The following is a 22092-nucleotide window of genomic DNA, read 5'->3' as shown; positions in this document are numbered from 1 at the left end:
GAATAATCCACATAGACCTCTGAGCGACGTATCAACATACCGGCTCCTGCATGTCGCAAATCAGTCGGCAACATGACATTCGTGTCATCCAGACCCGCAGCGCGATTTTCCGCGCTTAGCAGCGGCAGCGAATTCAATTGGTGAGATCTGCGCAAAATCGGAAGACGTGCTAACGTCTGCGTCTTCAATAAAGGAAAGATCATGAACGTTACGCAAACCGCCGCAAGCGTGGCCATGCAAGTGATGCAGCAGTCCTCGCAGGGCGTTGCCGCGCATACGCCGCAAAGCGGCGCCCTGGCTCTCGTCGAAGCGGAAGCTGCGAGCGCGCCGCCTGTCAGTGCAAACGGCATGGTTGGAAGCATCATCAATACTTTCGCGTGAACGCAGAGCTGCGTAGCGCCTTACTGCGTAGCGCCGACCTGGCGCAGCGCATCGGCTGCGGCGGTATTGTGTTGCGAGATGGCCATTTGCAGCGCGGTGCCGCCGCGTGCGTCGACATGATTGACGTTCGCTCCGTGCGCCACCAGCACCGAGAGCATATCGAGCCGGCCGAACAGCGCAGCAAACGATAGCGCCGTTTCCCCTGCGTTGTTGGTTTGATCGATAGGGCAGCGTGCCCCGAGCAATATTTGCGCAATGTTCGTTTCGCCCTTGAACAGTGCGCCCATCAACGCGGTATTGCCGTGCTTGTCGGCGGCGCATGCGTTGGCGTGTGCGGCAAGAAGCGCCCTTAGCGTGTCCGGGTGATTATCGTAGGCGCTAAGAATGAGCGCGGTATATCCCTGAGGCGTTGCGGTTTCGATCGGATAGTGTGCGTCGATCAGCAATTGGACGATATCGGTTCGCCCTTCGCGCGCCGCCGCGAACCAGTCATCGGTGTATGCTCGCGTGTCAACCGTGCCGGAATACGTTGCTGGCCGATAAACGTGCTCCGCACAACTCGCGCTCACAAGTGCGGCTATCGCTGCCACGGCTGCGTTTCGAACTACTCGCCGCGCAGTAGAGAAACCTCGCATGACGTTCTCCGTCGGAAATCGTATTCAGGCAGATGGGGCCTGCTTGCGCAGGCTCCGTCTGGGTTGCCTACTGGCTTCAGTTATCGCCAAGGTGCGACGCCATATCCTGCACACGTGAGAGATCCGCGTGCGTGGCGCGTGCGAGGCGGGTACCGTAATCGGAATCAGCCTTGTAGAAGTACGACAGCATCGTGTACTTGTTCGCGTCGTTTGTTACACGGCCCAGATCGCCCGACAATGCCGTGACCAGATCCGCCTTGTTGGCTTCAGACAGCGTCCGGTAGAACTCGCCAGCCTGACGGAAGTCGAGCGTCTTGTGGATCGCCATCTGCTGCGTCGTTCCGCTGAGCGGCGTCTGCACGGACTTGTATTTGGCCTGCTGCGAGATCTCCGCGATGCTGGAGGGCTCGTAGTTCACCTCAGCCTTGCGATCGCCGGAATTCATCAAGCCATCCTGGTTATTGTTGTACACAGGCACAACAGGACGGTTGATCGGCAAATCGTTGTAGTTCGGTCCCAGGCGATACATCTGCGTGTCGGCGTACGCGAACAGACGACCCTGCAGCATCCGGTCCTCCGAAGGCTCGATGCCCGGCACGAGGCGGGACGGCGCGAATGCCGACTCTTCAGTGGACTGGAAGTAGTTATCCGGAACCCGGTTGAGCGTCATCGTCCCGACCTTCTGCTCAGGGATCGACGACGGCCACACCTTCGTGTCGTCAAGCGGATCGAAGTCGAACTTGTTCAGATCTTTCGGCGAAAGGATCTGAATGTACAGATCCCATTGCGGATATGAATGGGCCTTGACCGAGTTGTACAGGTCGTCGGTCATCAGATTCCAGTCGGCACCGATCGAATGAGGAATATCCTGCGGACGGATGCCCTCGATGCCCTGACGGCTCTTCCAGTGAAATTTTACGTAGTGAACTTCGCCTTTGGCATTGACGAACTTGAACGCATGCACGCCGTAGCCATCCATGTGGCGGTATGAGTCAGGCATTCCCTCGTCGGTGTAGAGGTGCGTCAGCATGCTGGTCGCTTCCGGCGTATGGGCGAAGAAGTCGAAGGCCAGATTCGGATCCTGCACGCCCGTCACGGCGGACGGCTTGTTTGCGTGCACGAAGTCCGGGAACTTGATGGCGTCCCGGATGAAGAAGATCGGCCAGTTGATGCCGACGACGTCCCAGTTGCCTTGCTGCGTATAGAACTTCACGGCAAAGCCGCGCGGGTCGCGCGCCTGCTCAGGCGATCCACGGTAGCCCATCACGGTCGAGAAGCGCACGAAGACCGGGGTCTTCGTGCCAGGCGTGAACACTTTGGCGGTGGTCAACGCGCTGATATCGGCGCTCGGCGCGAACTCGCCAAAGATACCCGTGCCGCGCGCATGGACGACGCGCTCCGGGATGCGCTCCCGGTCGAAGCGCTGCAGCTTCTCGATCAGATGCGAGTCCTGCAGCAGTACCGGACCTTCAGGACCGGCGGTCTGGGAGTTCTGGTTGTCGCCGACCGGCGAGCCACTATCGCGCGTCATATCTTCAGCGTACACGGGTTGCGCGGTGACGATTGCGGAGGCGATGGAAAGAATGCTTGCTGCGATTTGTGTCGTGCGTAATTTCACGTTGTGATCCCAGTTCAGGTCAGGAGGAAACCAGGCACATCCTATGATTGGGCTTTTCATAGCGCCAATCTATTTTCTCTATGCCTGCAATAGGAGGTCGGTTTCTTTCAAGACTAAAAAAGGATGATAAAAATGAAAGCAGCCAAGATTAAAATTATGTGGTATAGCTCAATTGGAATTAACAAGGAGTACTGCAAAAAGGCATGACAAAGAGCGGGTTGCAGGATCTCCAGGAAGGGAGCCTGAGCAAGTTCTCGACACTGCTCTTCTTCGAAAACAGTCCGTAAATAGTGGGCTAAAGTTCGGCGATAGATTGCGCAAGGCGGGACTGGATCGTCACGTTCGCCCGCAAAGAATGCGTCGTGAACGTCCAAAAATTGGAAAACTGTCTTGCTGAAATTGGCAGTAGAGCCCACTGCTCTAATTGGTAAAGTATCTTAAGCTAATGCGCTTGATCGGTAGAAGTTAGCTTGTGATTTTGTCAATTTTTATTGCCGTGGAAAAATCCATTGACTGAATTGACATGAATAAAGATTCAATGTCAAAGAGCCGGATCGGTAATGCGTCGGTCAGTATTCAGCCATGAGTCGTGGGTGAATCCTTACCTGTGGCTTCCTCCGTGGAAGCCTTCGCTGCGAAAACCCGCGTCTTCTCGAATGCAGCCGCGCGCGTCTCACCGGTCGGCGATCCCATCGCCTCCGGAAAGCGCCGGGCTGACATGGTCTGGGCTCGTCGCGGATGGTGTGCGGCCAAGGAACCCAAGCACCATGATCGCGGAGGCGAGCGTGATGGCCACCAGCATATGGAGCAGTACCCGGAACGCGCCGTCGTACGCATGCACGAGTACGGTCGGCCCGAGTGTGTGGAGAAGCACCGCAGCGTGTGCCAGATCGCCGGTGGCCACGCGCTGGGCGGCTTCTGTGACGGCACGAGCCGACGCGCCGGGAGATCCCGCGAGTGCGTCGGCTAGTCGCAAGCGTGTGAGCACCGCCAATATCGCGCTAGCCACCGCGAGGGTCATGCCTTCGCCCGCCACGCGCGTCGTGCTGAAGATGCCCGTCGCCATGCCGGCGCGTTCCTTTGGAACAACGCTGACTGACAAGCCGTCCATCAGTCCCCACGGCAGCCCCGCACCGACACCGATCACGAACAGCGGAATCGCAAGGACAGTGGCTGACGCATCAAGTCCGATCCCACTGAACCAGAGCATGCCGATGGCCGCAATGACGAGGCCGATCGCCGAGATGACGCCGGCCGACATCCAGCGCGTGAGATGCGCAGCGGTGAGCGGCACGATCAGCATCGGCGCCGAAAGCGAAACCATCATCAAGCCCGCGCCGATCGCGGTATGTCCTTCGATGCCGATGAATCGCGTCGGCAAGACAAGCAGCAACGTGACGTAGCAGAATGCGGTCGCAAGCGGGAGTACCTGCACACCGACGAAGCGCGGATAGCGAAACAACGACAGGTCGAGCATAGGCCGGGTAACACGACCTTCGATCCAGACGAAGGCGATCGCCATGACCGCGGCACCCACGAACAGTGCAACGATGAGGGGACTGGTCCAGCCGCTCTCCGGCCCTTGCAGCAGGCCGAAGGTGAACAGGGTCAGTGCCGCGGTAAAGCTGATGGCGCCAGGCCAATCGAGACCCTGCGCGTGCGGATCATAGGATTCCCTCAGCTTTGGAACGCCGAGCGCAAAGCCCGTCAAGCCGATAGCCGCATCCGCCAGGAAGAACGAGCGCCAGCCGAATGTTTGCGTAAGAAACCCGGCGAGAAGCGGACCCAGCGCCAGGCCCACGCCGAAGGTCGTGCCGAGCATGCTGAACGCGCGAGCGCGGCCATGCCCGTCGAACTCCTGGGCAAGCGCTGCCGATGATCCGGCCAGCACCAACGCGGCCGCAATGCCCTGCAGCGCGCGCAGAAAGTCGACCCACACGAGGCTCGGCGCGGCCGAGATCCCGAGTGATGTCGCTGCAAAGAGCGCTACCCCGACGGCGAATACACGTTTTCGTCCGAGCAGATCCGCGAGCGCTCCGGCGACCATCAGACTGCTGCCGAAGCTCAGCATGAACGCGTTCAGGATCCAGTTGATTGCCACTGGACTGCCTCCCAGCGCGGTGCCGATAGTCGGCGCCGACACCGCCGCACCGCCGAAATTCAGCGGCAGCACTAGTACAACATCCCTGAAATAGATTGAATAATCAACTGCCCCGGTTATCATGTCTGAATGAGCCGAGGCCGCCATGCAACGCCAGTGAAGCTGGCGAATAAAGAACGACAGGAACTGCTATCGCTGATTGAGCGGAAGACGGCTACGCAGCGAGATGTGATGCGGGCGCGTATCGGGTTGTGGGCCCACGAGGGTCACTCCAATACGGTGATTGCGCGGGAACTGGGTGTCTCGGTGCAAACGGTCTGCCTGTGGCGCAAGCGCATTGCGCGGCAAGGTGTCCAGGGTATTCGCGAGGGCGAGCGCAGTGGCCGTCCGCCACGCATCACGCACGAAGCGCGACTGCAGTTGATTGCGCTGGCGTGTGAAGCGCAGGAGCCTGAGGGACGGGTCACGCCGACACTCGACGAGATTGCGGCGCGTGCCGTGGAGCGCGGCGTCGTCGGGCAGATCAGCCGCAGTCACGTGCAGCGCATTCTGCAGGCCGGCGACGTACGCCCGCACCGGGTCCGGCAATGGCTGCACAGTCCAGACCCGGCCTTTCGCGAGAAGGTCAACGTGATTTGCAAGCTGTACCGCAAGGCGCCGCGAAACGCGGTCGTGCTCAGCATCGACGAGAAGACCGGCATTCAGGCCATTGAGCGCAAGCACCCGGGACGGGCACCCGCGCCAGGACGGCTGCGTCGCCGTGAATTCGAATATATCCGTCACGGCACCCAGGCGTTGATTGCTGCGCTCGATGTGCATACCGGAAAGGTGTTGGCAGAGTGCCGCGAGCGGCGCACCCAGGACGATCTGGTAGCCTTCATGGAACGCGTGGCGGCCGCGTACCCAGACAAACAGGTGCACGTGGTTTGGGACAATCTGAACACGCATCGCGCGCAGGCCGTCTGGCAGGCGTTCAATGCGCGGCATGGCAAGCGGTTTCACTTCCACTTCACGCCGTTGCACGCAAGCTGGGTCAATCAGATCGAACTCTGGTTTGCCCGTTATACGCGCCGGGTGCTGCGCCATGCCAGCCACACCAGCACCGCGCACCTGCGCGAGCGCACCGGGCAGTTCGTCGGCGAGCACAATCAGGCCGCACGCCCCTTCAAATGGAGTTTCCGGGGCTATCCGCTGCAAAGCGGTGCATCGTAATCGAGGAACGCAGATGCCAGCTGTACCTGCCAAACACCACGCTGCTGAACTGCAGCGTCGACTGCGCAGCCTGCTCGGTCATGAGCAGATCGTCACGCAAGCCTACGGGCGCCACTTGCTGATCAAACGTCTGGACGATGACGAGCCAACCGTCGTGGCGCGCCTCACCGAGCTCGGCCGCAATCGATATGGCGCCGCCTTTCGTAGCCATAGTGGGCGTTGGGAACCGCTGCCGGGCACGGGTTCGCTCGACGAAATGGCCGATGTGGTCGTCACGCTCCTACAGCCTTATTTGCAGCCTGATAATTATTAAACGTATTTAAAGGATGTTGTACTAGTACCGCGATACAAACGCCCGCGAGAATCAGCGCCTGTTGCGAGGCGCTGCGAGCGACTGAGCTGTCCGCTACTGGCGCCGCGTGGGGCGAGGCGGCTTGCGAAGTCGTTAATGGCGTACCCGGGTTATTCTGCACGGACTCTCTCTCTCTCTCTCTCTCTCTCTCTCTGTTTAATTTGGGCCAGTCGCCATTAACGCGCTCGATACAATTTCCGCACTACCGCGATGCGGCTCCGGTATGGCCGCTAACCTCGCAGCCGGCGTCCGGTTCGAGGCCGATAAAGTACAGCACGGAGATCAGTATCAGCACCGCGACAAGCAGAAACGCGACCCGGAAATCAGCAAGCGAAAGCTGCGCGTGGCCGCCATGTATCAGGACTGCAGCATGCAGCGCGATCGCACCGAATGCGATGCCGAGACCGATGGTCATCTGCTGGACCATGCTGAAAAACGTGCTCGCCGAACTCATCCGCGCCGGCGGTACGTCCGCGAATGCGAGCGTGTTGATGCTGGTGAACTGCATCGATCGGCATAGCCCGCCGACCAGCAGCACCAGCATGATCAGCGCGCGCGGCGTGTCCGGCGAGAGCAGGGCGCACAGCGCGATGGTGACGGCAGTGAGCAGGCCATTGACGATCATTACCTTGCGGAAACCAAAGCGCTTGAGGATGGGCGTGGTGACGGTCTTCATAGCCAGATTGCCGGCCGCGTAAGCGAGCACCAGCAGACCGGCGGCGAACGCGTTGAGCCCAAAACCGAGCTGGAAGAACAGCGGCAACAGGAAGGGCGAAACGCTGACCGAGACCACATACAACGAACCGCCATCGAGGGTTGCGCGAAAGGTCGGGATTCGCCACGGCGCGAGATCGATCAGCGGGTGTTCGGCACGCCGGAAATGCCGTACCGCGAAGGCAGCGGCGAGCACGCCACCGGTCAGCGCCGCGGCCGCGATGTGCCAGTCGCCATGCAGTTGCCCGACGAGTTCCATGCCGTACATGAGGCAGGTTAGCGCGACTCCGCCAAGCACGAATCCGGGCACATCGAACGGACGACGGCTGGATTCGCGGTGGTTCGGAATAAACGTGGCGGTCAGCGCCAGGCCCAGCAGGCCGATCGGTACGTTCAGCAGAAAGATCCAGCGCCAGCTGAAATAGGTCGAGATAAAGCCGCCCAACGCTGGACCCAGCACCGGTGCGGCCAACCCGGGCCAGGTAATGTAGGCGATCGAGCGCATCAGGTGACGCTTCTCCGTGCTGCGCAGCACTGCAAGCCGGCCGACCGGCACCATCATTGCGCCGCCGAGTCCCTGCAGGATCCGCGCGGCCGTGAATTCGACGAGACCGTTGCTGAGCCCGCAAAGTATCGACGCGCCGGTGAACACGACGATGGCGCTACCGAACACTGAGCGTTGCCCAAAGCGATCCGCCACCCAGCCGCTGATCGGGATGAAAACCGCGAGCGCGAGCAGGTAGGCGGTCATGCCGATACTCAGCCTCACGGGCGTGACGCCGAACGTGGCGGCCATGTGGGGCAGCGCTGTCGCAATCACCGTAGCGTCGAGGTTCTCCATGAAATAGGCACTGGCGACGATCAACGCGATGATGACCGATTGACGGCTTGACAAAGACATGAGCGGAGAACCGAAACGGGTTGAGTGAAAGACCCGCAAACGCCCTGGCGCGGGAAGTGCCAATGCCGGCAGTCATAGATGAGGCGCTCGCTTCGCGATGGCACTGAGATAGTGCACGGCTAAAACCGGGAGCATGGCGACACCGGTTCATGTCTGCGGACGATGTACTCTATCAAATCATAAGTCGTCATGCGAAGACATATTTGAAAAACAAACAAACCTCATAGTGGCACCAAAGAACGCACGGCCTGCACCATGAACCGACCACGATCCTCTCAATTTGAACTTTAGTCGTCAATTGACGATTTAATTTATCGGCGATATCCTCGTTTCCGAAGCGATGGCTGAAGCGGTAGCTATCCCACCGGGTGAACAGCGCCGCGCACGCGGCTGGAGCGAATCATGAGCAGCGTCAAGCGAATCGGGAATGGCCGTCGTCGAGTGCCTCGGTTATCGGCGGGCGGGGGCTGTCGCGGCTTGCTTGTCTTCGCCCGGGATCGCAGCCTGAGTGCACAGGCGCAACGCGCATGAAACCCACCGCATTTTCGTATCACCGGCCGAGCACGCTTGACGACGCGCTGTCGCTTCTTGCTCTTCACGGTTTTGACGCCAAGCTGATCGCCGGAGGACAAAGCCTCGCGCCGATGATGAATATGCGCTTCGCGCAACCGGCGCATCTGATCGATCTGAATGCGCTGCCTCAACTCAAGGGCGTCACGCTTGAACCCGATACGCTGGCGATCGGCGCAATGACGCGCCATCACGAGCTGGCCACCAGCAGCACGGTACGCGCGGCTTGCCCGCTACTGGCTGAAGCGGCGGCGACGATCGGACATTACGCGATCCGACAGCGCGGGACGCTCGGCGGCAGTCTCGCGCACGCGGACCCCGCGGCCCAATTGCCGCTCATTGCGAGCACGCTAGACGCTCGCATCGAGATTGTCGGGCCGGCCGGCAGCCGGCAGGTGTCGGCGGCACAGTTTCTGATCGCGGTGATGACCACCGATCTGGCGGTCGACGAAATTATTCGCACGGTGCGCTTTCCGACGGCGTTGCCCGGTGAGCGGCATGCCTTCGAAGCATTTAGCCGACGGCACGGCGATTTCGCGATCGCGGCTTGCGCTGTCACCGCGGTGCTCGCGGGCGACAGGTTCGCCTCGTTGCGGATCGGCGTAGGCGGCGTGGCAGATGTGCCGCTGGTGCTTGACGACCTCGCCGCGGGATTCGTCGGCGAAACGGCCGATCCACCGAGCGTCGGCACGATTGCCCAGGCAGTCGCAAACGCCGTCGAGGTGCACGATCAGCCAGGCATCAGCGCCGCGTATCGGCGCGATCTCGTCAAGGCGCTCATCGCGCGAGCATTGCAGCGGATAACCGCTGGCGTTACGCAACCCGATTAGGCCGTTCATGGAAAAGACAGCAATTTATCTGAGTGTGAACGGTGCGCGCCATGAAGTGCATTGCGAGCCTCGCAAGCTATTGTCCGATGTGCTGCGCGAAGATTGCCGGCTGACGGGCACGCATGTCGGATGCGAACACGGTGTGTGCGGCGCATGCACCGTGTTGATCGATGGCCGCCCGGCACGCTCATGTCTGGCTTACGCCGTGCAAATGGATGAAGCGCAGATCACGACCATCGAGGCGGTCGCGCAAGACGGTCGTCTATCGCCGCTCCAGCAGGCGCTGCATGAGTGCCACGGTCTGCAGTGCGGCTTCTGCACGCCCGGCATCGTCATGACATTTGAAGCCTACCTGCGCGAGAACCCGTGGCCATCCGAGGCCCAGGTGCGCGAGGTGCTGTCGGGCAATCTGTGCCGCTGCACCGGATATCAGAACATCGTGCGGGCGATCCTGCTCGCGGCCGAGCGGATGCGCGCGGAGACGGTCGATGTCTGAGCAGACGTTTCGTTACCTCAACAGAGCGACGCCTCGCACCGAAGACAATCGGCTGCTGACCGGCCACGGACGGTATCTCGACGACATCGAGATACCCGGTGCCCTTCACGTGTGCTTTGTTCGCTCGCCGCACGCGCATGCGCGGATCGTCTCCATCGATATTCACGGCGCCGCCGCGATGCCCGGCGTCGTATCCGTCATCACGGGCGTGGATCTCGCGCAGTGGACGACGCCGTTCCGTGTCGCACCACCCGTCGAAGGACTGAAGCCCGTCGAATTTGCGACGATGCCAGTGGACACAGTGCGTTTTCAGGGTGATCTGGTGGCTTGCGTCGTCGCGACGGACCGGTACCTCGCTGAAGACGCCGCCGAACAGGTGCTCGTGGAGTTCGAACCGCTGCCCGTGGTGACAGAGATGTGGCAGGCGCTGGACCCCAACGCCGCGCAAGTCGATCCGGCCGTGCCAGGCAACCTGGTCTCGCACCAGACCTACGTGCATGGCGATCATAAGCGCGCCAACAGCCGGGCCTTCCGGATAGTCGAGGCGACCTTCCAGCAGCAGCGCCAGACCCATGTGCCGATCGAAACCCGCGGCTGTGCAGCGGTCTGGGACGCCGGACGGGACCACCTGACGTTCCATATCGGAACGCAGGTGCCCCATCCTTTGCGCACTCAACTGGCGCAGCGCCTCAAGCTCGACGAGTCCCAGGTGACCGTGATTTCGCCCGATGTCGGCGGAGCGTTCGGACAGAAAATCGCCTTGTACCGCGAAGAGTTGACCGTTGCTGCGCTGGCTCGCCATTTGAAGCGGCCCGTGCGCTGGCGTGAGGATCGGCTCGAGAACCTGACGGCCGCCGCCAATTCGCGTGAGGACTTCTGCCGCACCCGCGCAGCGGTCGACGAGCGCGGCAGGCTGCTCGCTCTCGAACTCGAACTGCGCGAAGACTTTGGCGCCTATTGCTTCTTTCCTGCCAACTATCTGGCGCGCGTCGTTGCGATGGTCCTGAGCGGACCGTACCGGCTGCAGGACTATGCGTTCGATGTGAAGGTCGTGCTCAGCCATAAATGTGGCAATGCACCGATGCGCGCGCCGATGTCCATCACCAGTTGGGTGATGGACGGCACGCTGGATGCAATCGCGCGGGAACTGGCACTCGACCCGGTCGAGGTACGCCGTCGCAACCTGCTGAGTCCGGCAGAACTGCCGTACCGCACTGCTACGGGAGAATGTCTGGACGACATCACGCCGACCCAGACGTTCGAGGCCTTGCTGTCGGCGCTCGACTACGCGGGCTTTCGCGAGCGCCAGCAGGCGGCGCGCGCAACTGGCCATTACCTGGGGCTTGGCCTGTGCAACGTGGTGGAACCGACCACGTATGGTTCGCGCTTCTATAAGGCCGCGGGAATTCCCGGTTCGGGGCACGAGGCAAGCTGGATCCGTATCGAACCAGGCGGTGTCGTGAACGCGTCGGTCGGTCTAGGGCCCAGCGGCCAGGGCCACGAAAGCGCGATGGCCAATGCGGTGGCGGAGGGCCTTGGCGTGCCGCCGTCGAGCGTGCGCATTCATATGGGCCACACCGATATCGCACCATACGGTATGGGCAGTCGTGGCGCCCGCAGCGGCACGGCAGGCGGCGGCGCGCTTTACCTGTGCGCACTCGACGCACGCCGCAAGGTGCTCGCGATCGCCGCCGGTTGCCTTGGTTTGCCTGACGGGCAGTCGCTGCGCCTGATCGACGCGAGAATCGAGCGTCGTCGCGCGGATGAGTGGATCGACACGGGTTTGACGCTCGCCGACGTGGCCCGCCGTGCGTATCTGGATCCCACCGCGTTGCCGCAAGGTTTGACGCCGGGCCTCGAATTTCACCTGACTTACGACCCTCCGGCCATGACCTATTCGAATGCGGCTCATGGATGCGAGATCGAGGTGGACGTCTTGACCGGCGCAATTCGCATCGCGCGTTACGTCATCGCGGAAGACTGCGGCACGCTGCTCAATCCCACCGTGGTGGAAGGGCAGCAGCATGGCGCCGTGGCGATGGGACTGTCGGGCGCGCTGTTCGAGCATATGCGTTACGACGACTCAGGACAGAACGTGACCGGCTCTCTCGCCGACTACCTGATCGCCACTTCGACTGAACTGCCCAACCTCGAGATCATCCCGCTGCATACGCCCGGCAAGTCGACGGCGGCCGGCATCAAGGGGATGGCCGAAGGCGGGGTGATGGGAGCGATCGGCGCATTGACCAACGCGGTCAACGACGCGCTTGCGCCATTTGGCGTCGTCGCCGACCGTCATCCACTGACTCCCATGCTATTGCGCGACTTGCTGCGCGACAAACTCTGAACGGACCAACCATCATGAATCAATCCACAGGCAAACCCGCGATTGGCTTTATCGGCCTTGGCATCATGGGTTGCTCGATGGCCTCGCGGCTCGCCGCCGCCGGCTATCCGCTGCATGTCTATAACCGTACGCGTGCGAAGACTGAGCCGCTCATCGAAGCCGGCGCGAGCTGGCAAGCGACGCCGCGGGCGCTCGCCGAAGTAGCGGACGTCGTGTTCACGATTGTCGGCACACCCGAGGACGTCCGCGCACTCTATCTGGGCGACGACGGTCTGATCGTGCATGCGCGGCGCGATGCGGTGCTGGTCGACATGACGACGTCGAGTCCAAAACTGGCCGAAGAGTTGGCCGCGCACGCCGCTGAGCGCGGGGTGCACATGCTGGATGCGCCGGTATCGGGCGGCGACATCGGTGCGCGCGAAGGGCGCCTGTCGATCATGGTCGGCGGCGCAAGCGCTGTGCTCGCACGCGTGGAACCGATGTTGCGCTGCCTCGGCACCAACATCGTGCTGCAAGGCGGCCCGGGTGCGGGTCAGCATACGAAGCTGTGCAATCAGATCGTCATTGCGTCGACGATGATGGGCGTGTGCGAAGGGCTCGCCTATGCGCGCAGCGCCGGCCTCGATGCCGACACCGTATTGAGCGCGATTGGCGGGGGCGCGGCGGGTGGATTCCAGCTGAACAACCTGGGGCCGCGCATTGCCAAGGGCGATTTTGCACCCGGTTTCTTCATCGAGCATTTCATCAAGGACATGCGGATTGCGCACGAGGAAGCAGGGTGCATGGGACGTGAATTGCCGGGTCTGGAACTGGTGCGCGTGATGTATCACGAGATGGCCGAGCGGGGCTACGCGCGCAACGGCACGCAGGCGCTATTCAAACTCTACGAGCGCTGAGCCGCGGCGATGAAACTGACAGATCAAACCATCCTGCCCGTGCCCCCTGAAGCCGCATGGCGTGCATTGAACGACCCCGTCGTACTCGAAGCATGTCTGCCCGGCTGCAAAGCGCTGAAGAGGCTTGACGACCTGCATTTCGAATCGACCGTGCAGATTCGCGTCGGCCCGATGTCGGCGACCTTCAAAAGCAACGTCGAATTGTCGGATCTCGATCCGCCCCGTGCCTATACGATTGCCGGTATGGGCAGTGCGGGTGCGCTGGGTTTTGCCAAAGTCACGGCGCGCCTGCAACTTGAAGCGCAGGGCGATACGACCGTGCTGGCGTACGACGCTGACGTCGAAATTGGCGGGAAGCTGATGAGCGTGGGCTCGCGCCTGATCCAGTCCGCCGCGAGCAAGAATCTCGACGAGTTCTTTAGCGCGCTGAAGGCGCACGTCGAAAGCCACGCGGTCTGACGGCGCCGTGCTGTGACAGAGTACCGATCGAAACAGAGGGAATCATGCTGGTAGAAATGCGTACGTATCAGATAACGGCAGGAAAGGCAGGCGAGTTCCTGGACATCTACGAGCGCGAAGGGCTCGGCATCATCAGTCAGTACGCCCGCCTCAAGGGTTGCTGGACGAAGGACTCGGGCACGTTGAACTCGATCGTGTTCTGCTGGGGCTACGAGGACTACGCGCATCGGGCCGCGCAGCGCGCGAAACTCGCAGCCGATCCACGCTGGCAAGCTTTCACGCCGCGCATCCTGCCGTATCTCGTCCATCAGGAGTCCGTGTTTCTGTCGCCAGTGCCTTTTTGCCCAATGGACTGAGATGAGTGACGAATTTCCCGGCCGCGCGACCTATCGAGCACGTGCGGTTTGGCGGTCTGCTTGTGAGGTGGCGAGCCGACTTTTTTATGACGAATCAGAAAGGACTATTGATGACACACTTTACTTTCACTCCCGGAGCCGTCGCTGTCGTGACAGGCGGCGCTGCCGGCATTGGACTCGCTGCTGCGAAGCGGTTCGCGCAGCTTGGGCTTCGCGTGTGCATTGCGGATCTGGGTGAGGACCGCCTGGCGCACGCGAAGCAGGCGATTGCCAGCGTGGCTGCTGAAGGCGCGAAGGATGTACTGGCCGTCGAGACGGACGTCAGCCGCATCGAAGACCTGGTCCGGCTCGAAGCGGCGGTTCGGGATCGCTTCGGCGGCACGGATATCCTCATGAACAATGCGGGGATTCAACCGGGTAGCGCCATGTTCGGCGCGGCCGCTAACTGGGAGCGGGTGCTCGACGTCAACCTGTGGGGTGTCATCCGTGGAACTCAGACCTTCGTGCCCGCGATGATCGCGCGCGGACGCCCGGGCCTCGTCATTAACACCGGTTCGAAGCAGGGCATCACGACACCGCCCGGCGACCCGGCTTATAACGTCTCCAAGGCCGGCCTGAAGGCGTTTACCGAAGCGCTGCAGCACGAGTTGCGCAATACGCCAGGCTGCCGGATCAGCGCGCATTTGCTGATCCCAGGCTTTGTGTTCACGGAGCTTGCCGCTCGAGGTCGTACCGAGAAGCCGGCCGCTGCCTGGACGCCCGAGCAGACTGTCGATTTCATGCTTGAGCGACTGGATGCGAGCGATTTCTACATTCTGTGCCCCGACAACGATGTGCCTCGCTCCCTCGACGAGCGACGCATCCTTTGGGCTGCGGGAGACATTGTGGAGAATCGCCCGGCGCTGTCGCGCTGGCATCCGGATTACGCGCAGGCGTTCGCAGCGTATATCCGGAAGAACGACTGACTTGCCCGCCCCGCAAATCGTAAGTGGAAGATGGGAAATGGTAGAGATTCCAAGGTGGCGACAGAGCGAAACCTATCCCGATCCGTCGGTGGAGGTCCTCGATCCGCGCTTTCTGAAATATCGCATTACCAATGCCGCAGTGGAGCGCCTTGCGACTGGAATGCGCTTTGGTGAAGGGCCCGTGTGGTTCGGCGACGGTCGCTACCTTCTATGGAGCGATATTCCGAACAACCGCATCATGCGATGGGATGAAGAAACCGGTGCGGTTGCGGTGTTTCGCAGGCCGTCAGGTTTCGCCAACGGCAACACGCGTGACCGCCAGGGGCGGTTGATCACCTGCGAGCATGGCAACCGCCGGGTGACGCGCACCGAGTACAACGGCATCCTGACCATTCTCATGGACCGTTTCGACGGCAAGCGGCTCAACTCGCCCAATGACGTCGTCGTCAAGAGCGACGACAGCATCTGGTTCACTGACCCGACCTTTGGAATTCTGAGTGATTACGGGGGTGTCAGGGGGGAGGCCGAAGTGCCAACCCAGGTCTACCGCCTGGACCCGCGCTCCGGCGAAGCAGAGATCGTCGTTGGCGACATCGCCAATCCGAACGGCCTTTGTTTTTCACCGGATGAAAGCCGCCTCTACATTGTCGAGTCCGGATCCACGCCAAGACGCATCCGGGCGTACGACGTCGAGGATGGCCGACGCCTCGTCAACGGCCGCATCTTTGTCGACGGCGGCGAGCACGGCGCGCCGGATGGCTTCCGCTGCGACACCGACGGCAACCTGTGGGCCGGCTGGGGTACAGGACCGACGTTGAACGGCGTGATGGTGTTCGCACCGGACGGCGAGGCCATCGGCCGCATCGCGCTGCCTGAACGCTGTGCGAACCTGTGCTTTGGCGGCGCTGCGCACAACCGCCTGTTCATGGCCGCCGGCCAGTCGCTCTACGCGCTTTACGTGGATGCCAAGGCGGCCGCCCCAACATGAGCCAGTGTTGAGGCAGCCAGCTTCAGCATTGCGACTGCCCTCGATGCTCATCGACGACGAATGGCGTCCACTTGCGATGCCCGTGACCACCTCGTCAATCAAGAATCTGTTCGATCTGCCGCCCCATTACAACGTCTACTCGGCGCTCGATTGAAACGCTCGGTGTTTGTTGTCGGTCGCTGTCATGGTCTTGTCATTCCGGTCGGGTGAAATGAATTCGCAGTCGTGCATGGTAGAGCACGGGCCGTGATGAACCCATTACGGTCGTGCTCGCGGAATCGGCCGGTTGGATCTTTCCCTAAACATCTAGACGTTTAGACGAAGGCACCACTAGCCAGCGCTTTCTGGGCCGGCAGGAAACGCCCATGAAGCACGAGCGCCGAGATCGCAAACGCAACAGCACGACTCATCGCTTCGAATCACAACTAACGCTGCGTCGTACAGCAGCACGCTAAAGCGGACACACGTACGGAGCATGTCGATGCTGATCAGGAACGCTCGCGTCGTCACGCGAGACGAGGAATTTACGGGAACCTTGCGGATTGAAAACGGCGTCATTGTCGACCTTGAACGGGGCACGACGTCGGCGGCCGAAGCCGAAGACTGGAACGGTGACTATCTGTTGCCGGGCTTGGTCGAACTACACACAGACAATCTGGAGAAGCATCTGGCGCCGCGGCCGGGCGTGAGATGGAATATCGACGCGGCGTTTGTGATTCATGACGCACAGGTGGCCGCGGCGGGCATCACAACCGTATTCGATTCGCTCAGGATCGGCGCGCGTTCGGACGTCGACATGCACAGCCGGGATCTTCAGACGCAGTGCGTGGAGGCACTCGCGCGCCTGTCCGCGTGCGAGTTGCTGCGTGCCGAGCATTTCCTCCACCTGCGCTGCGAAATCGCCGCCCCCGACGTCGTGAATGTATTCGATTCACTGTGCACGCATCCATTGCTGCGGCTCGCTTCAGTGATGGATCACACGCCGGGCCAGCGCCAATGGCACGATCGGGATCAATGGCGTCGCTGGCAGGAACGGCACGGCAAATTGACCGACGAACACTTCGCCGCAGTGATTGCTGAGCTTTCAGACGGACAGGAACGTTTCGCCGACCGGCACCGTCGCGAGATCGTTGCGCGCTGCATGGAGCTCGGCGTGCCGGTGGCGAGCCACGACGACACCGTAATCGAGCATGTTGAACAGGCAGCGGCCGAAGGCATCGTCCTGGCGGAATTCCCAACCACCCGCATCGCCGCGCAAGCCGCACGCGAACACGGCATCGCAACGATTATGGGCGCGCCCAACGTCGTAAGAGGCGGATCGCACTCGGGCAACGTCTCGGCAATCGAACTTGCGGAAGCCGGACTGCTCGACATCCTGTCATCGGACTACGTGCCCTCGAGCCTGTTGACCGCCGCCTTCGAACTGGTCGGCAAGGCCGGCTGGACGCTGCCGCGCGCGATGGCAACGGTATCCGCGGAACCCGCGCGCGCAGTGGGGTTGGACGACCGCGGCGCCATCGCCCCCGGTTTGCGTGCCGACTTTGTGCGCGTGCGGATGCACGATGCGCTGCCTGTGCCTCGCGCGACATATCGGGCAGGCGAGCGCGTTGTCTGATGCCCGGAACAAAGCAATCCGTTGTTGAGTCGCCTGGTCTGTACGAAACATAAATTGAGGAAGATATGAAGGTCTCCAAAATTTTATCTGCCGCGGCTCTGGCCGTGAGTTTTGTCTCCGTTACGGCACATGCAGCTGGTACGTGTCCGAACAATGGCGTGGTTCGCTTTGGTGTCGAACCATACGAATCGGCCCAGCGCATGCTGCCGGTCTATACGGATCTCGCCAAGATGATTGGCGACAAGCTCGGCTGCACGGTGCAACTCTACGTCGCGACCAGCTATAACGCCGAGATCGAGGCAATGCGCAACAACAAGCTCGAATTCGGCGAATTCGGTCCCCTCGGCTACGTGCTCGCGCACCAGGTCGCGCACGCTGAAGCCGTCGCCACGTTCGCCGGCGAGCAGGGCAAGCCGGCCACTTACTACGCCTCCATCGTCACGTGGCCCGGCTCGGGCATCAAGACGCTGGGCGACACCAAGGGTCGCTCGTTCGCTTACGCCGATCCGGCGTCGACGTCCGGCCATCTGTTTCCCGCCTTCGGTCTGAGCAAGAACGGCATCGATCCGGACAAGGGCGTAAAAGCGGTCTACGCGGGCAGCCACACGGCGTCGTTCGAGGCGCTGCGCAACCACAAGGTCGAAGCGGGGGAGCTGAACAGCGAAGAAATCGCCAGCGCCAAGCTGCACAACGAATTCGATCCTGCGGCTTACGTGACGCTGTGGCGATCGGAACCGATTCCGCTCGACCCGCTGGCCGTGCGCGGCGACTTGCCGGCGGATTTCAAGGCCCGTCTGGCCAGTGTGCTGAGTTCGCTGGATCTACGCCAATTGCCGGAAGCCGATCAGAAGTTCCTGGCATCGAACCAGAATCCGGAGCTGAAGACGGTGCCGCAAACGGACACCGCTTATAACCAGATCCGCGATCTGGTTTCGACTCTTCACATCGACCTGGCAAAACTGTGAGCACTCTGTCCAGCACCTCGGGTGGCGTCCCGATAGATTCGGCGAGCCGGTTTTCAGCCGGCGCGTCGAGCCTACCCGGGACAGCACTGCATATGACGCGTGGGCCCGGCGTAAAGCTGGCTGTCCGTGATCTGACGATGCGTTACGCAAATGGCCACACTGCGCTGCGCGGCATGAATGTGTCGGTCCACGCCGGTGAGCTGGTCGTGGTGCTGGGCAGCAATGGCAGCGGCAAGTCGACCTTCATGAAGTGCGTGGTCGGGCTGAATCGGCCGACCGCCGGGTCGGTCGAGGTGGCTGGGCGCGATCTCGCCGCACTGTCCGGCAAAGCTTTGCGTGAGGCGCGTCTGCCGCTTGCGTTGATCTCGCAGAACGCCAATCTCGTGAAGCGGCGCAGCGTGCTGGCGAACGTCTGCTGCGGCGCGCTCGGCCGACACCGGACGCTGTCAACCGCGCTGGGCCAGGTGCCTCGCGAGGAGATCGATCCGGCGCTGTCCTATCTGGACGAGGTCGGCTTGCTGCATCTGGCGCGCCAGCGCGCCGGCACGCTTTCGGGCGGACAGGCGCAGCGCGTGGCGGTGGCCCGTGCGCTGGCCCAACGTCCTCACGTCTTGCTCGCCGACGAGCCGGTCGCCAGTCTGGACCCCGAAGCGGCTGACGAAGTCATGCGGCTGCTGCGCCGCCTCGCCGACGACGACGGTCTCGCGGTGGTGTGCGTACTGCACCAGCCCGAACTGGCGACGCGATATGCCGACCGACTGATCGGTCTGCGCGGCGGCCTGCTTGAATTCGATCGGACGGCGTCGGCCGTCTCCCGTCAACAGATCGCGAGCCTTTATTTGGCCGAGGCGTCATGAGCAAGGTTCTTGAAATGCGCGCATCGACGGGCTCGTCGGGTGGCCGGACCATCTGGTCGGTGTGTGCCGCCGTCGTGCTGTTCGCGCTGTTTGTGCAGGCGTGGATCGTCGTCCAGGCCCGTCCGCAGGATCTGGTTACCGGTGCCCACGGTATGGTCGACATTATTTCGCGCGCCGTGCCGCCGGCGTTCGATCAGTTCGTCCCGAACTTGTGGCCGGTTCTCGAAACGATTGACCTGGCGATTTTCGGCACGGTGTTCGGGGTGCTGCTCGCCTTTCCGCTGTCGATTCTGGCGGCCGCGAATGTCACACCGGCGCTGCCCCTGTACTACGCCGCGCGCGCGCTGATCGGCGTCACCCGGGCAGTGCCCGATCTGGTCTGGGCACTGTTGTTCGTCACGGCGGTCGGGCTGGGGCCGTTTCCGGGCGCACTTGCGCTTGCGGTCCATTCGGTCGGCATGCTTGGGCGGCTGTTCGCGGAAGTAATCGAAGACATGGATATGGGCCCCGTCGAAGCGTTGACGCTGACCGGTGCAGGGCGCCTGCAGGTGTTAAGCCATGCTGTCGTGCCGGGCGTGTTGCCCTCGCTGCTCGGCATTGGGCTGTTCCGCTTCGACGAAAACCTGCGCTCGTCGCTCGTGCTCGGCTTTGTCGGAGCAGGCGGAATCGGCTTCCAGTTGCTGACCGCAATGAACCTGTTCCAGTACCAGACGGTGTCGTTCCTGTTGATCGCCACCTTCGTCCTGGTCGTCTGTGCCGAACGCGTCTCCACTTACCTGCGCAGCCGTGTCACCTGAACGCGGGCCGCTCACCTGCGTCGGCGTCGCTCTTCATGCCCTGACGCGATCGTCACGGGAAGTGCGCAGCCGGCGGCCCAAGGCTCTCCTCATCATTGAAGCACGAGAATCGATATGTTGATCAATCATGGCGTCGGCGTCGATCCGTGGGCGCTCGGTCGCGTTCTGTCGGAGCATCCGGAAATCCATCCAACGGCGGTAGTTCGCGCCAGCGACTTTGGCCGTTACACCTATCTCGGTCCGCGCAGCCATGTCGCCGAATCCGTCATCGGCGACTACGGCTATGCGATGGGTGACAATCAGATCGCCCACGCACTCATTGGCAAGTTCGCCAATATCGCCACCGGCGTACGCATCAACCCGCCCAATCATCCTTCGTGGCGTGCGACCCACCATCACTTTACCTATCGCTCCCGATCGTACGGATTGTCTCTCGACGACGACGCTGACATCTTCCAGTGGCGGGCGCAGGAGCCAGTCGAGGTGGGTCACGACGTGTGGCTCGGCCACGATGCCATCATCATGCCCGGCGTGACGATCGGCACTGGCGCCGCGGTCGGCTCAGGAGCCGTTGTGACCAAGGACGTACCGCCGTTCGCCATCGTCGTCGGGGTGCCGGCGCGGGTGCTGCGTTTTCGCGTCGACGCGCGCACCTCGGAGCGCATGCAGCAGATAGCCTGGTGGGACTGGAGCGCCGAGCGCATTGACGCGGCATTGGCTGATTTTCGTGGGCTCACGGCGGCCGAGTTCGTGGAGAAGTACGACGGGTAAAAGTGCATGAATGGCCAAGCGGCCGTTTCTCCGCGACGGGCGGAGCCTTGCACGCCCCTAATGGTGCGTTGACCAGACGAGGGTGCCAACTGTCCTCGCTTCAATCACCTGGTCTCGACGTGCCCGTCTCTATGGATGTGTCACGTGGAATTCCTAGGTTAGATCCTTCAAATTAACGGAACAGTCTCATATGGAATTTCGCCAACTTGGCCGCTGCGGCCTCAAGGTTTCGACGCTGACGCTTGGGACGATGCTGTTCGGCGATCCGACCGACGAAGCAACCGCGGCACGCATCGTCGACCAGGCGCATGAACAAGGCGTCAACTCGATCGATACCGCCGACGTCTACGCTGGTGGTGAATCGGAGCGTGTCGTCGGGCGTTGCATTGCCGCCCGGCGCGATCGCTGGGTGCTGGCGACCAAATTTGCCAGTCCATTCGGCGATGGTGACGTTAATGCGCGCGGCGCGTCGCGCAAACACATGGTGCGAGCCGTTGAGGCCAGCCTCAAGCGCCTGAAGACGGACTATATCGATCTGCTTTACCTCCACGCTGAAGATCACGACACGCCGGTCGATGAAACGGTGCGCGCGCTAAATGATCTGGTCCAGGCCGGCAAATTGCGCTACTACGGCCTGTCGAACCATCGCGCATGGAAGATCGCCGAATTCAGTCATACCGCCCAGGCACTGGGTCTCGCTGCCCCGGTAGCCAGTCAGCCGCTCTACAACCTCGCGAATCGGCAGGCCGAGGCCGAGCAGCTGACAGCCGCGCACCGTTATGGCCTCGGCGTGATTTCGTACAGCCCGCTCGCCCGTGGCGTGCTGACCGGCAAGTATGAATTGGGCGTAACGCCCCCGGCGGATACGCGGGCAGGGCGCGGCGACCGCCGCTTGCAGCAGGCCGAATGGCGGCCCGAGTCATTGGAGCTGGCACGGCGCGTTCGCGAGCATGCAGAGGCGCGTGGATTGAGTGCGGGGCAATTCGCCCTCGCGTGGGTGCTCAACAGTAGCTATATCAGTTCGACCATCGCCGGACCACGCACCGTGGCGCAATGGGACGATTATCTACCGGCCCTGAGCTATCGCCTGAGCGCCGAAGACGAAGACTTCGTCGACTCGCTCGTCACGACGGGTCACCCTTCGACGCCCGGGTTCAATGATCCCAAGCATCTTTTCTTTGGGCGGATTCCCCGTCACGGTTCGTAAGCCGGACACGCGCAGGAGAATCTCCAGAGTCGCGGCATTCCGAAGCGGTTCCGCCACAT

Annotated in this window: 21 protein-coding genes; 17 read left to right on the top strand and 4 right to left on the bottom strand. The window is 61.9% G+C overall.

The genetic code is table 11. The features are described from left to right. The first annotated feature begins 201 nt into the window (after positions 1-201). A complete protein-coding gene (locus OKW41_RS24615) occupies positions 202-381 on the top strand; it encodes a hypothetical protein (protein ID WP_027196133.1) in 180 nt (59 codons plus the stop codon). A gap of 20 nt (positions 382-401) precedes the next feature. Here the strand turns inward: OKW41_RS24615 and OKW41_RS24610 are convergent, their stop codons facing one another. The 3 genes from OKW41_RS24610 to OKW41_RS24600 all read right to left on the bottom strand — a co-directional run bounded on the left by OKW41_RS24610 (position 402) and on the right by OKW41_RS24600 (position 4807). Further along, positions 402-1016, bottom strand: a complete 615-nt coding sequence (locus OKW41_RS24610) for an ankyrin repeat domain-containing protein (protein ID WP_429574233.1) — start codon at positions 1014-1016, stop codon at positions 402-404. Positions 1017-1092: 76 nt separating this feature from the next. Further along, positions 1093-2547 carry a catalase gene (locus tag OKW41_RS24605; RefSeq protein WP_429448749.1) on the bottom strand — a complete coding sequence of 485 codons (1455 nt, stop codon included), beginning with the start codon at positions 2545-2547 and terminating at the stop codon, positions 1093-1095. 760 nt (positions 2548-3307) lie between these two features. Further along, positions 3308-4807 carry an MFS transporter gene (locus tag OKW41_RS24600; protein WP_429574232.1) on the bottom strand — a complete coding sequence of 500 codons (1500 nt, stop codon included), beginning with the start codon at positions 4805-4807 and terminating at the stop codon, positions 3308-3310. Between the two features lie 57 nt (positions 4808-4864). On the opposite strand from OKW41_RS24600, the gene OKW41_RS24595 reads away from it, so the two are divergent. Together OKW41_RS24595 and OKW41_RS24590 are read left to right on the top strand one after the other, a co-directional pair. Beyond that, positions 4865-5947 (top strand): IS630 family transposase, encoded by a 1083-nt coding sequence (locus tag OKW41_RS24595; protein WP_429571245.1) that lies wholly within the window; start codon positions 4865-4867, stop codon positions 5945-5947. 13 nt (positions 5948-5960) lie between these two features. Further along, entirely contained in the window at positions 5961-6260 is a 300-nt protein-coding gene (locus OKW41_RS24590) for a hypothetical protein (RefSeq protein WP_429571246.1), read from the top strand. A 241-nt stretch (positions 6261-6501) separates the two neighbouring features. Here OKW41_RS24590 and OKW41_RS24585 read toward each other — a convergent pair whose 3' ends face one another. Beyond that, complete coding sequence (locus OKW41_RS24585) at positions 6502-7914, bottom strand: DHA2 family efflux MFS transporter permease subunit (RefSeq protein ID WP_429574231.1); 1413 nt, start codon at positions 7912-7914, stop codon at positions 6502-6504. A 527-nt stretch (positions 7915-8441) separates the two neighbouring features. Between OKW41_RS24585 and OKW41_RS24580 the strand changes: the two genes are divergently transcribed. The 14 genes from OKW41_RS24580 (at position 8442) to OKW41_RS24515 (ending at position 22033) form a co-directional block, all read left to right on the top strand. Continuing rightward, on the top strand, positions 8442-9314 hold the full coding sequence (locus OKW41_RS24580; protein WP_429574230.1) for an FAD binding domain-containing protein: 873 nt from the start codon (positions 8442-8444) through the stop codon (positions 9312-9314). A 7-nt stretch (positions 9315-9321) separates the two neighbouring features. Further along, complete coding sequence (locus OKW41_RS24575; protein WP_018422844.1) at positions 9322-9810, top strand: (2Fe-2S)-binding protein; 489 nt, start codon at positions 9322-9324, stop codon at positions 9808-9810. Further along, a complete protein-coding gene (locus OKW41_RS24570) occupies positions 9803-12157 on the top strand; it encodes a xanthine dehydrogenase family protein molybdopterin-binding subunit (RefSeq protein WP_429574229.1) in 2355 nt (784 codons plus the stop codon). Before OKW41_RS24575 ends, OKW41_RS24570 begins: the two co-directional genes overlap by 8 nt. 14 nt (positions 12158-12171) lie before the next feature. Then, entirely contained in the window at positions 12172-13053 is an 882-nt protein-coding gene (locus OKW41_RS24565; RefSeq protein WP_429574228.1) for an NAD(P)-dependent oxidoreductase, read from the top strand. Positions 13054-13062: 9 nt separating this feature from the next. Then, on the top strand, positions 13063-13512 hold the full coding sequence (locus OKW41_RS24560) for a CoxG family protein (RefSeq protein WP_429574227.1): 450 nt from the start codon (positions 13063-13065) through the stop codon (positions 13510-13512). A 44-nt stretch (positions 13513-13556) separates the two neighbouring features. Continuing rightward, positions 13557-13868 carry an NIPSNAP family protein gene (locus OKW41_RS24555; RefSeq protein ID WP_026226227.1) on the top strand — a complete coding sequence of 104 codons (312 nt, stop codon included), beginning with the start codon at positions 13557-13559 and terminating at the stop codon, positions 13866-13868. An 86-nt stretch (positions 13869-13954) separates the two neighbouring features. Further along, on the top strand, positions 13955-14833 hold the full coding sequence (locus OKW41_RS24550) for an SDR family NAD(P)-dependent oxidoreductase (protein ID WP_429574226.1): 879 nt from the start codon (positions 13955-13957) through the stop codon (positions 14831-14833). Positions 14834-14870: 37 nt separating this feature from the next. Beyond that, positions 14871-15821, top strand: coding sequence for an SMP-30/gluconolactonase/LRE family protein (locus OKW41_RS24545; protein WP_429574225.1), 951 nt, complete (start codon positions 14871-14873; stop codon positions 15819-15821). A gap of 481 nt (positions 15822-16302) precedes the next feature. After that, positions 16303-17436 carry an alpha-D-ribose 1-methylphosphonate 5-triphosphate diphosphatase gene (locus OKW41_RS24540; protein WP_429574224.1) on the top strand — a complete coding sequence of 378 codons (1134 nt, stop codon included), beginning with the start codon at positions 16303-16305 and terminating at the stop codon, positions 17434-17436. Between the two features lie 65 nt (positions 17437-17501). Further along, a complete protein-coding gene (locus OKW41_RS24535) occupies positions 17502-18401 on the top strand; it encodes a phosphate/phosphite/phosphonate ABC transporter substrate-binding protein (RefSeq protein WP_429574223.1) in 900 nt (299 codons plus the stop codon). Between the two features lie 173 nt (positions 18402-18574). Further along, positions 18575-19258 carry a phosphonate ABC transporter ATP-binding protein gene (locus tag OKW41_RS24530; RefSeq protein WP_429574222.1) on the top strand — a complete coding sequence of 228 codons (684 nt, stop codon included), beginning with the start codon at positions 18575-18577 and terminating at the stop codon, positions 19256-19258. Next, positions 19255-20055: a phosphonate ABC transporter, permease protein PhnE gene (gene phnE / locus OKW41_RS24525; RefSeq protein WP_429574221.1), complete on the top strand. Its 801-nt coding sequence runs from the start codon at positions 19255-19257 to the stop codon at positions 20053-20055. The genes OKW41_RS24530 and phnE overlap by 4 nt, the downstream gene beginning before the upstream one ends. Before the next feature lie 114 nt (positions 20056-20169). Continuing rightward, a complete protein-coding gene (locus OKW41_RS24520; protein WP_429447543.1) occupies positions 20170-20826 on the top strand; it encodes a DapH/DapD/GlmU-related protein in 657 nt (218 codons plus the stop codon). A 190-nt stretch (positions 20827-21016) separates the two neighbouring features. Continuing rightward, entirely contained in the window at positions 21017-22033 is a 1017-nt protein-coding gene (locus tag OKW41_RS24515; RefSeq protein ID WP_429448752.1) for an aldo/keto reductase, read from the top strand. Positions 22034-22092 lie beyond the last annotated feature (59 nt).

It is taken from the genome of Paraburkholderia sp. UCT70 (genome assembly GCF_050434085.1).
Taxonomy (GTDB): Bacteria; Pseudomonadota; Gammaproteobacteria; order Burkholderiales; family Burkholderiaceae; genus Paraburkholderia; species Paraburkholderia tuberum.
Note: the sequence above shows the minus strand (reverse complement) of the source record. Positions and strands in the feature narration are given on the sequence as shown.

Bases quoted from the DNA above. Each gene is read 5' to 3' on its own strand.
- OKW41_RS24615 (WP_027196133.1), top strand. From the start codon at position 202: ATGAACGTTACGCAAACCGCCGCAAGCGTGGCCATGCAAGTGATGCAG.
- OKW41_RS24610 (WP_429574233.1), bottom strand. From the start codon at position 1,016: ATGCGAGGTTTCTCTACTGCGCGGCGAGTAGTTCGAAACGCAGCCGTG.
- OKW41_RS24605 (WP_429448749.1), bottom strand. From the start codon at position 2,547: ATGACGCGCGATAGTGGCTCGCCGGTCGGCGACAACCAGAACTCCCAG.
- OKW41_RS24595 (WP_429571245.1), top strand. From the start codon at position 4,865: ATGAGCCGAGGCCGCCATGCAACGCCAGTGAAGCTGGCGAATAAAGAA.
- OKW41_RS24590 (WP_429571246.1), top strand. From the start codon at position 5,961: ATGCCAGCTGTACCTGCCAAACACCACGCTGCTGAACTGCAGCGTCGA.
- OKW41_RS24585 (WP_429574231.1), bottom strand. From the start codon at position 7,914: ATGTCTTTGTCAAGCCGTCAATCGGTCATCATCGCGTTGATCGTCGCC.
- OKW41_RS24580 (WP_429574230.1), top strand. From the start codon at position 8,442: ATGAAACCCACCGCATTTTCGTATCACCGGCCGAGCACGCTTGACGAC.
- OKW41_RS24575 (WP_018422844.1), top strand. From the start codon at position 9,322: ATGGAAAAGACAGCAATTTATCTGAGTGTGAACGGTGCGCGCCATGAA.
- OKW41_RS24570 (WP_429574229.1), top strand. From the start codon at position 9,803: ATGTCTGAGCAGACGTTTCGTTACCTCAACAGAGCGACGCCTCGCACC.
- OKW41_RS24565 (WP_429574228.1), top strand. From the start codon at position 12,172: ATGAATCAATCCACAGGCAAACCCGCGATTGGCTTTATCGGCCTTGGC.
- OKW41_RS24560 (WP_429574227.1), top strand. From the start codon at position 13,063: ATGAAACTGACAGATCAAACCATCCTGCCCGTGCCCCCTGAAGCCGCA.
- OKW41_RS24555 (WP_026226227.1), top strand. From the start codon at position 13,557: ATGCTGGTAGAAATGCGTACGTATCAGATAACGGCAGGAAAGGCAGGC.
- OKW41_RS24550 (WP_429574226.1), top strand. From the start codon at position 13,955: ATGACGAATCAGAAAGGACTATTGATGACACACTTTACTTTCACTCCC.
- OKW41_RS24545 (WP_429574225.1), top strand. From the start codon at position 14,871: ATGGTAGAGATTCCAAGGTGGCGACAGAGCGAAACCTATCCCGATCCG.
- OKW41_RS24540 (WP_429574224.1), top strand. From the start codon at position 16,303: ATGCTGATCAGGAACGCTCGCGTCGTCACGCGAGACGAGGAATTTACG.
- OKW41_RS24535 (WP_429574223.1), top strand. From the start codon at position 17,502: ATGAAGGTCTCCAAAATTTTATCTGCCGCGGCTCTGGCCGTGAGTTTT.
- OKW41_RS24530 (WP_429574222.1), top strand. From the start codon at position 18,575: ATGAATGTGTCGGTCCACGCCGGTGAGCTGGTCGTGGTGCTGGGCAGC.
- phnE (WP_429574221.1), top strand. From the start codon at position 19,255: ATGAGCAAGGTTCTTGAAATGCGCGCATCGACGGGCTCGTCGGGTGGC.
- OKW41_RS24520 (WP_429447543.1), top strand. From the start codon at position 20,170: ATGTTGATCAATCATGGCGTCGGCGTCGATCCGTGGGCGCTCGGTCGC.
- OKW41_RS24515 (WP_429448752.1), top strand. From the start codon at position 21,017: ATGGAATTTCGCCAACTTGGCCGCTGCGGCCTCAAGGTTTCGACGCTG.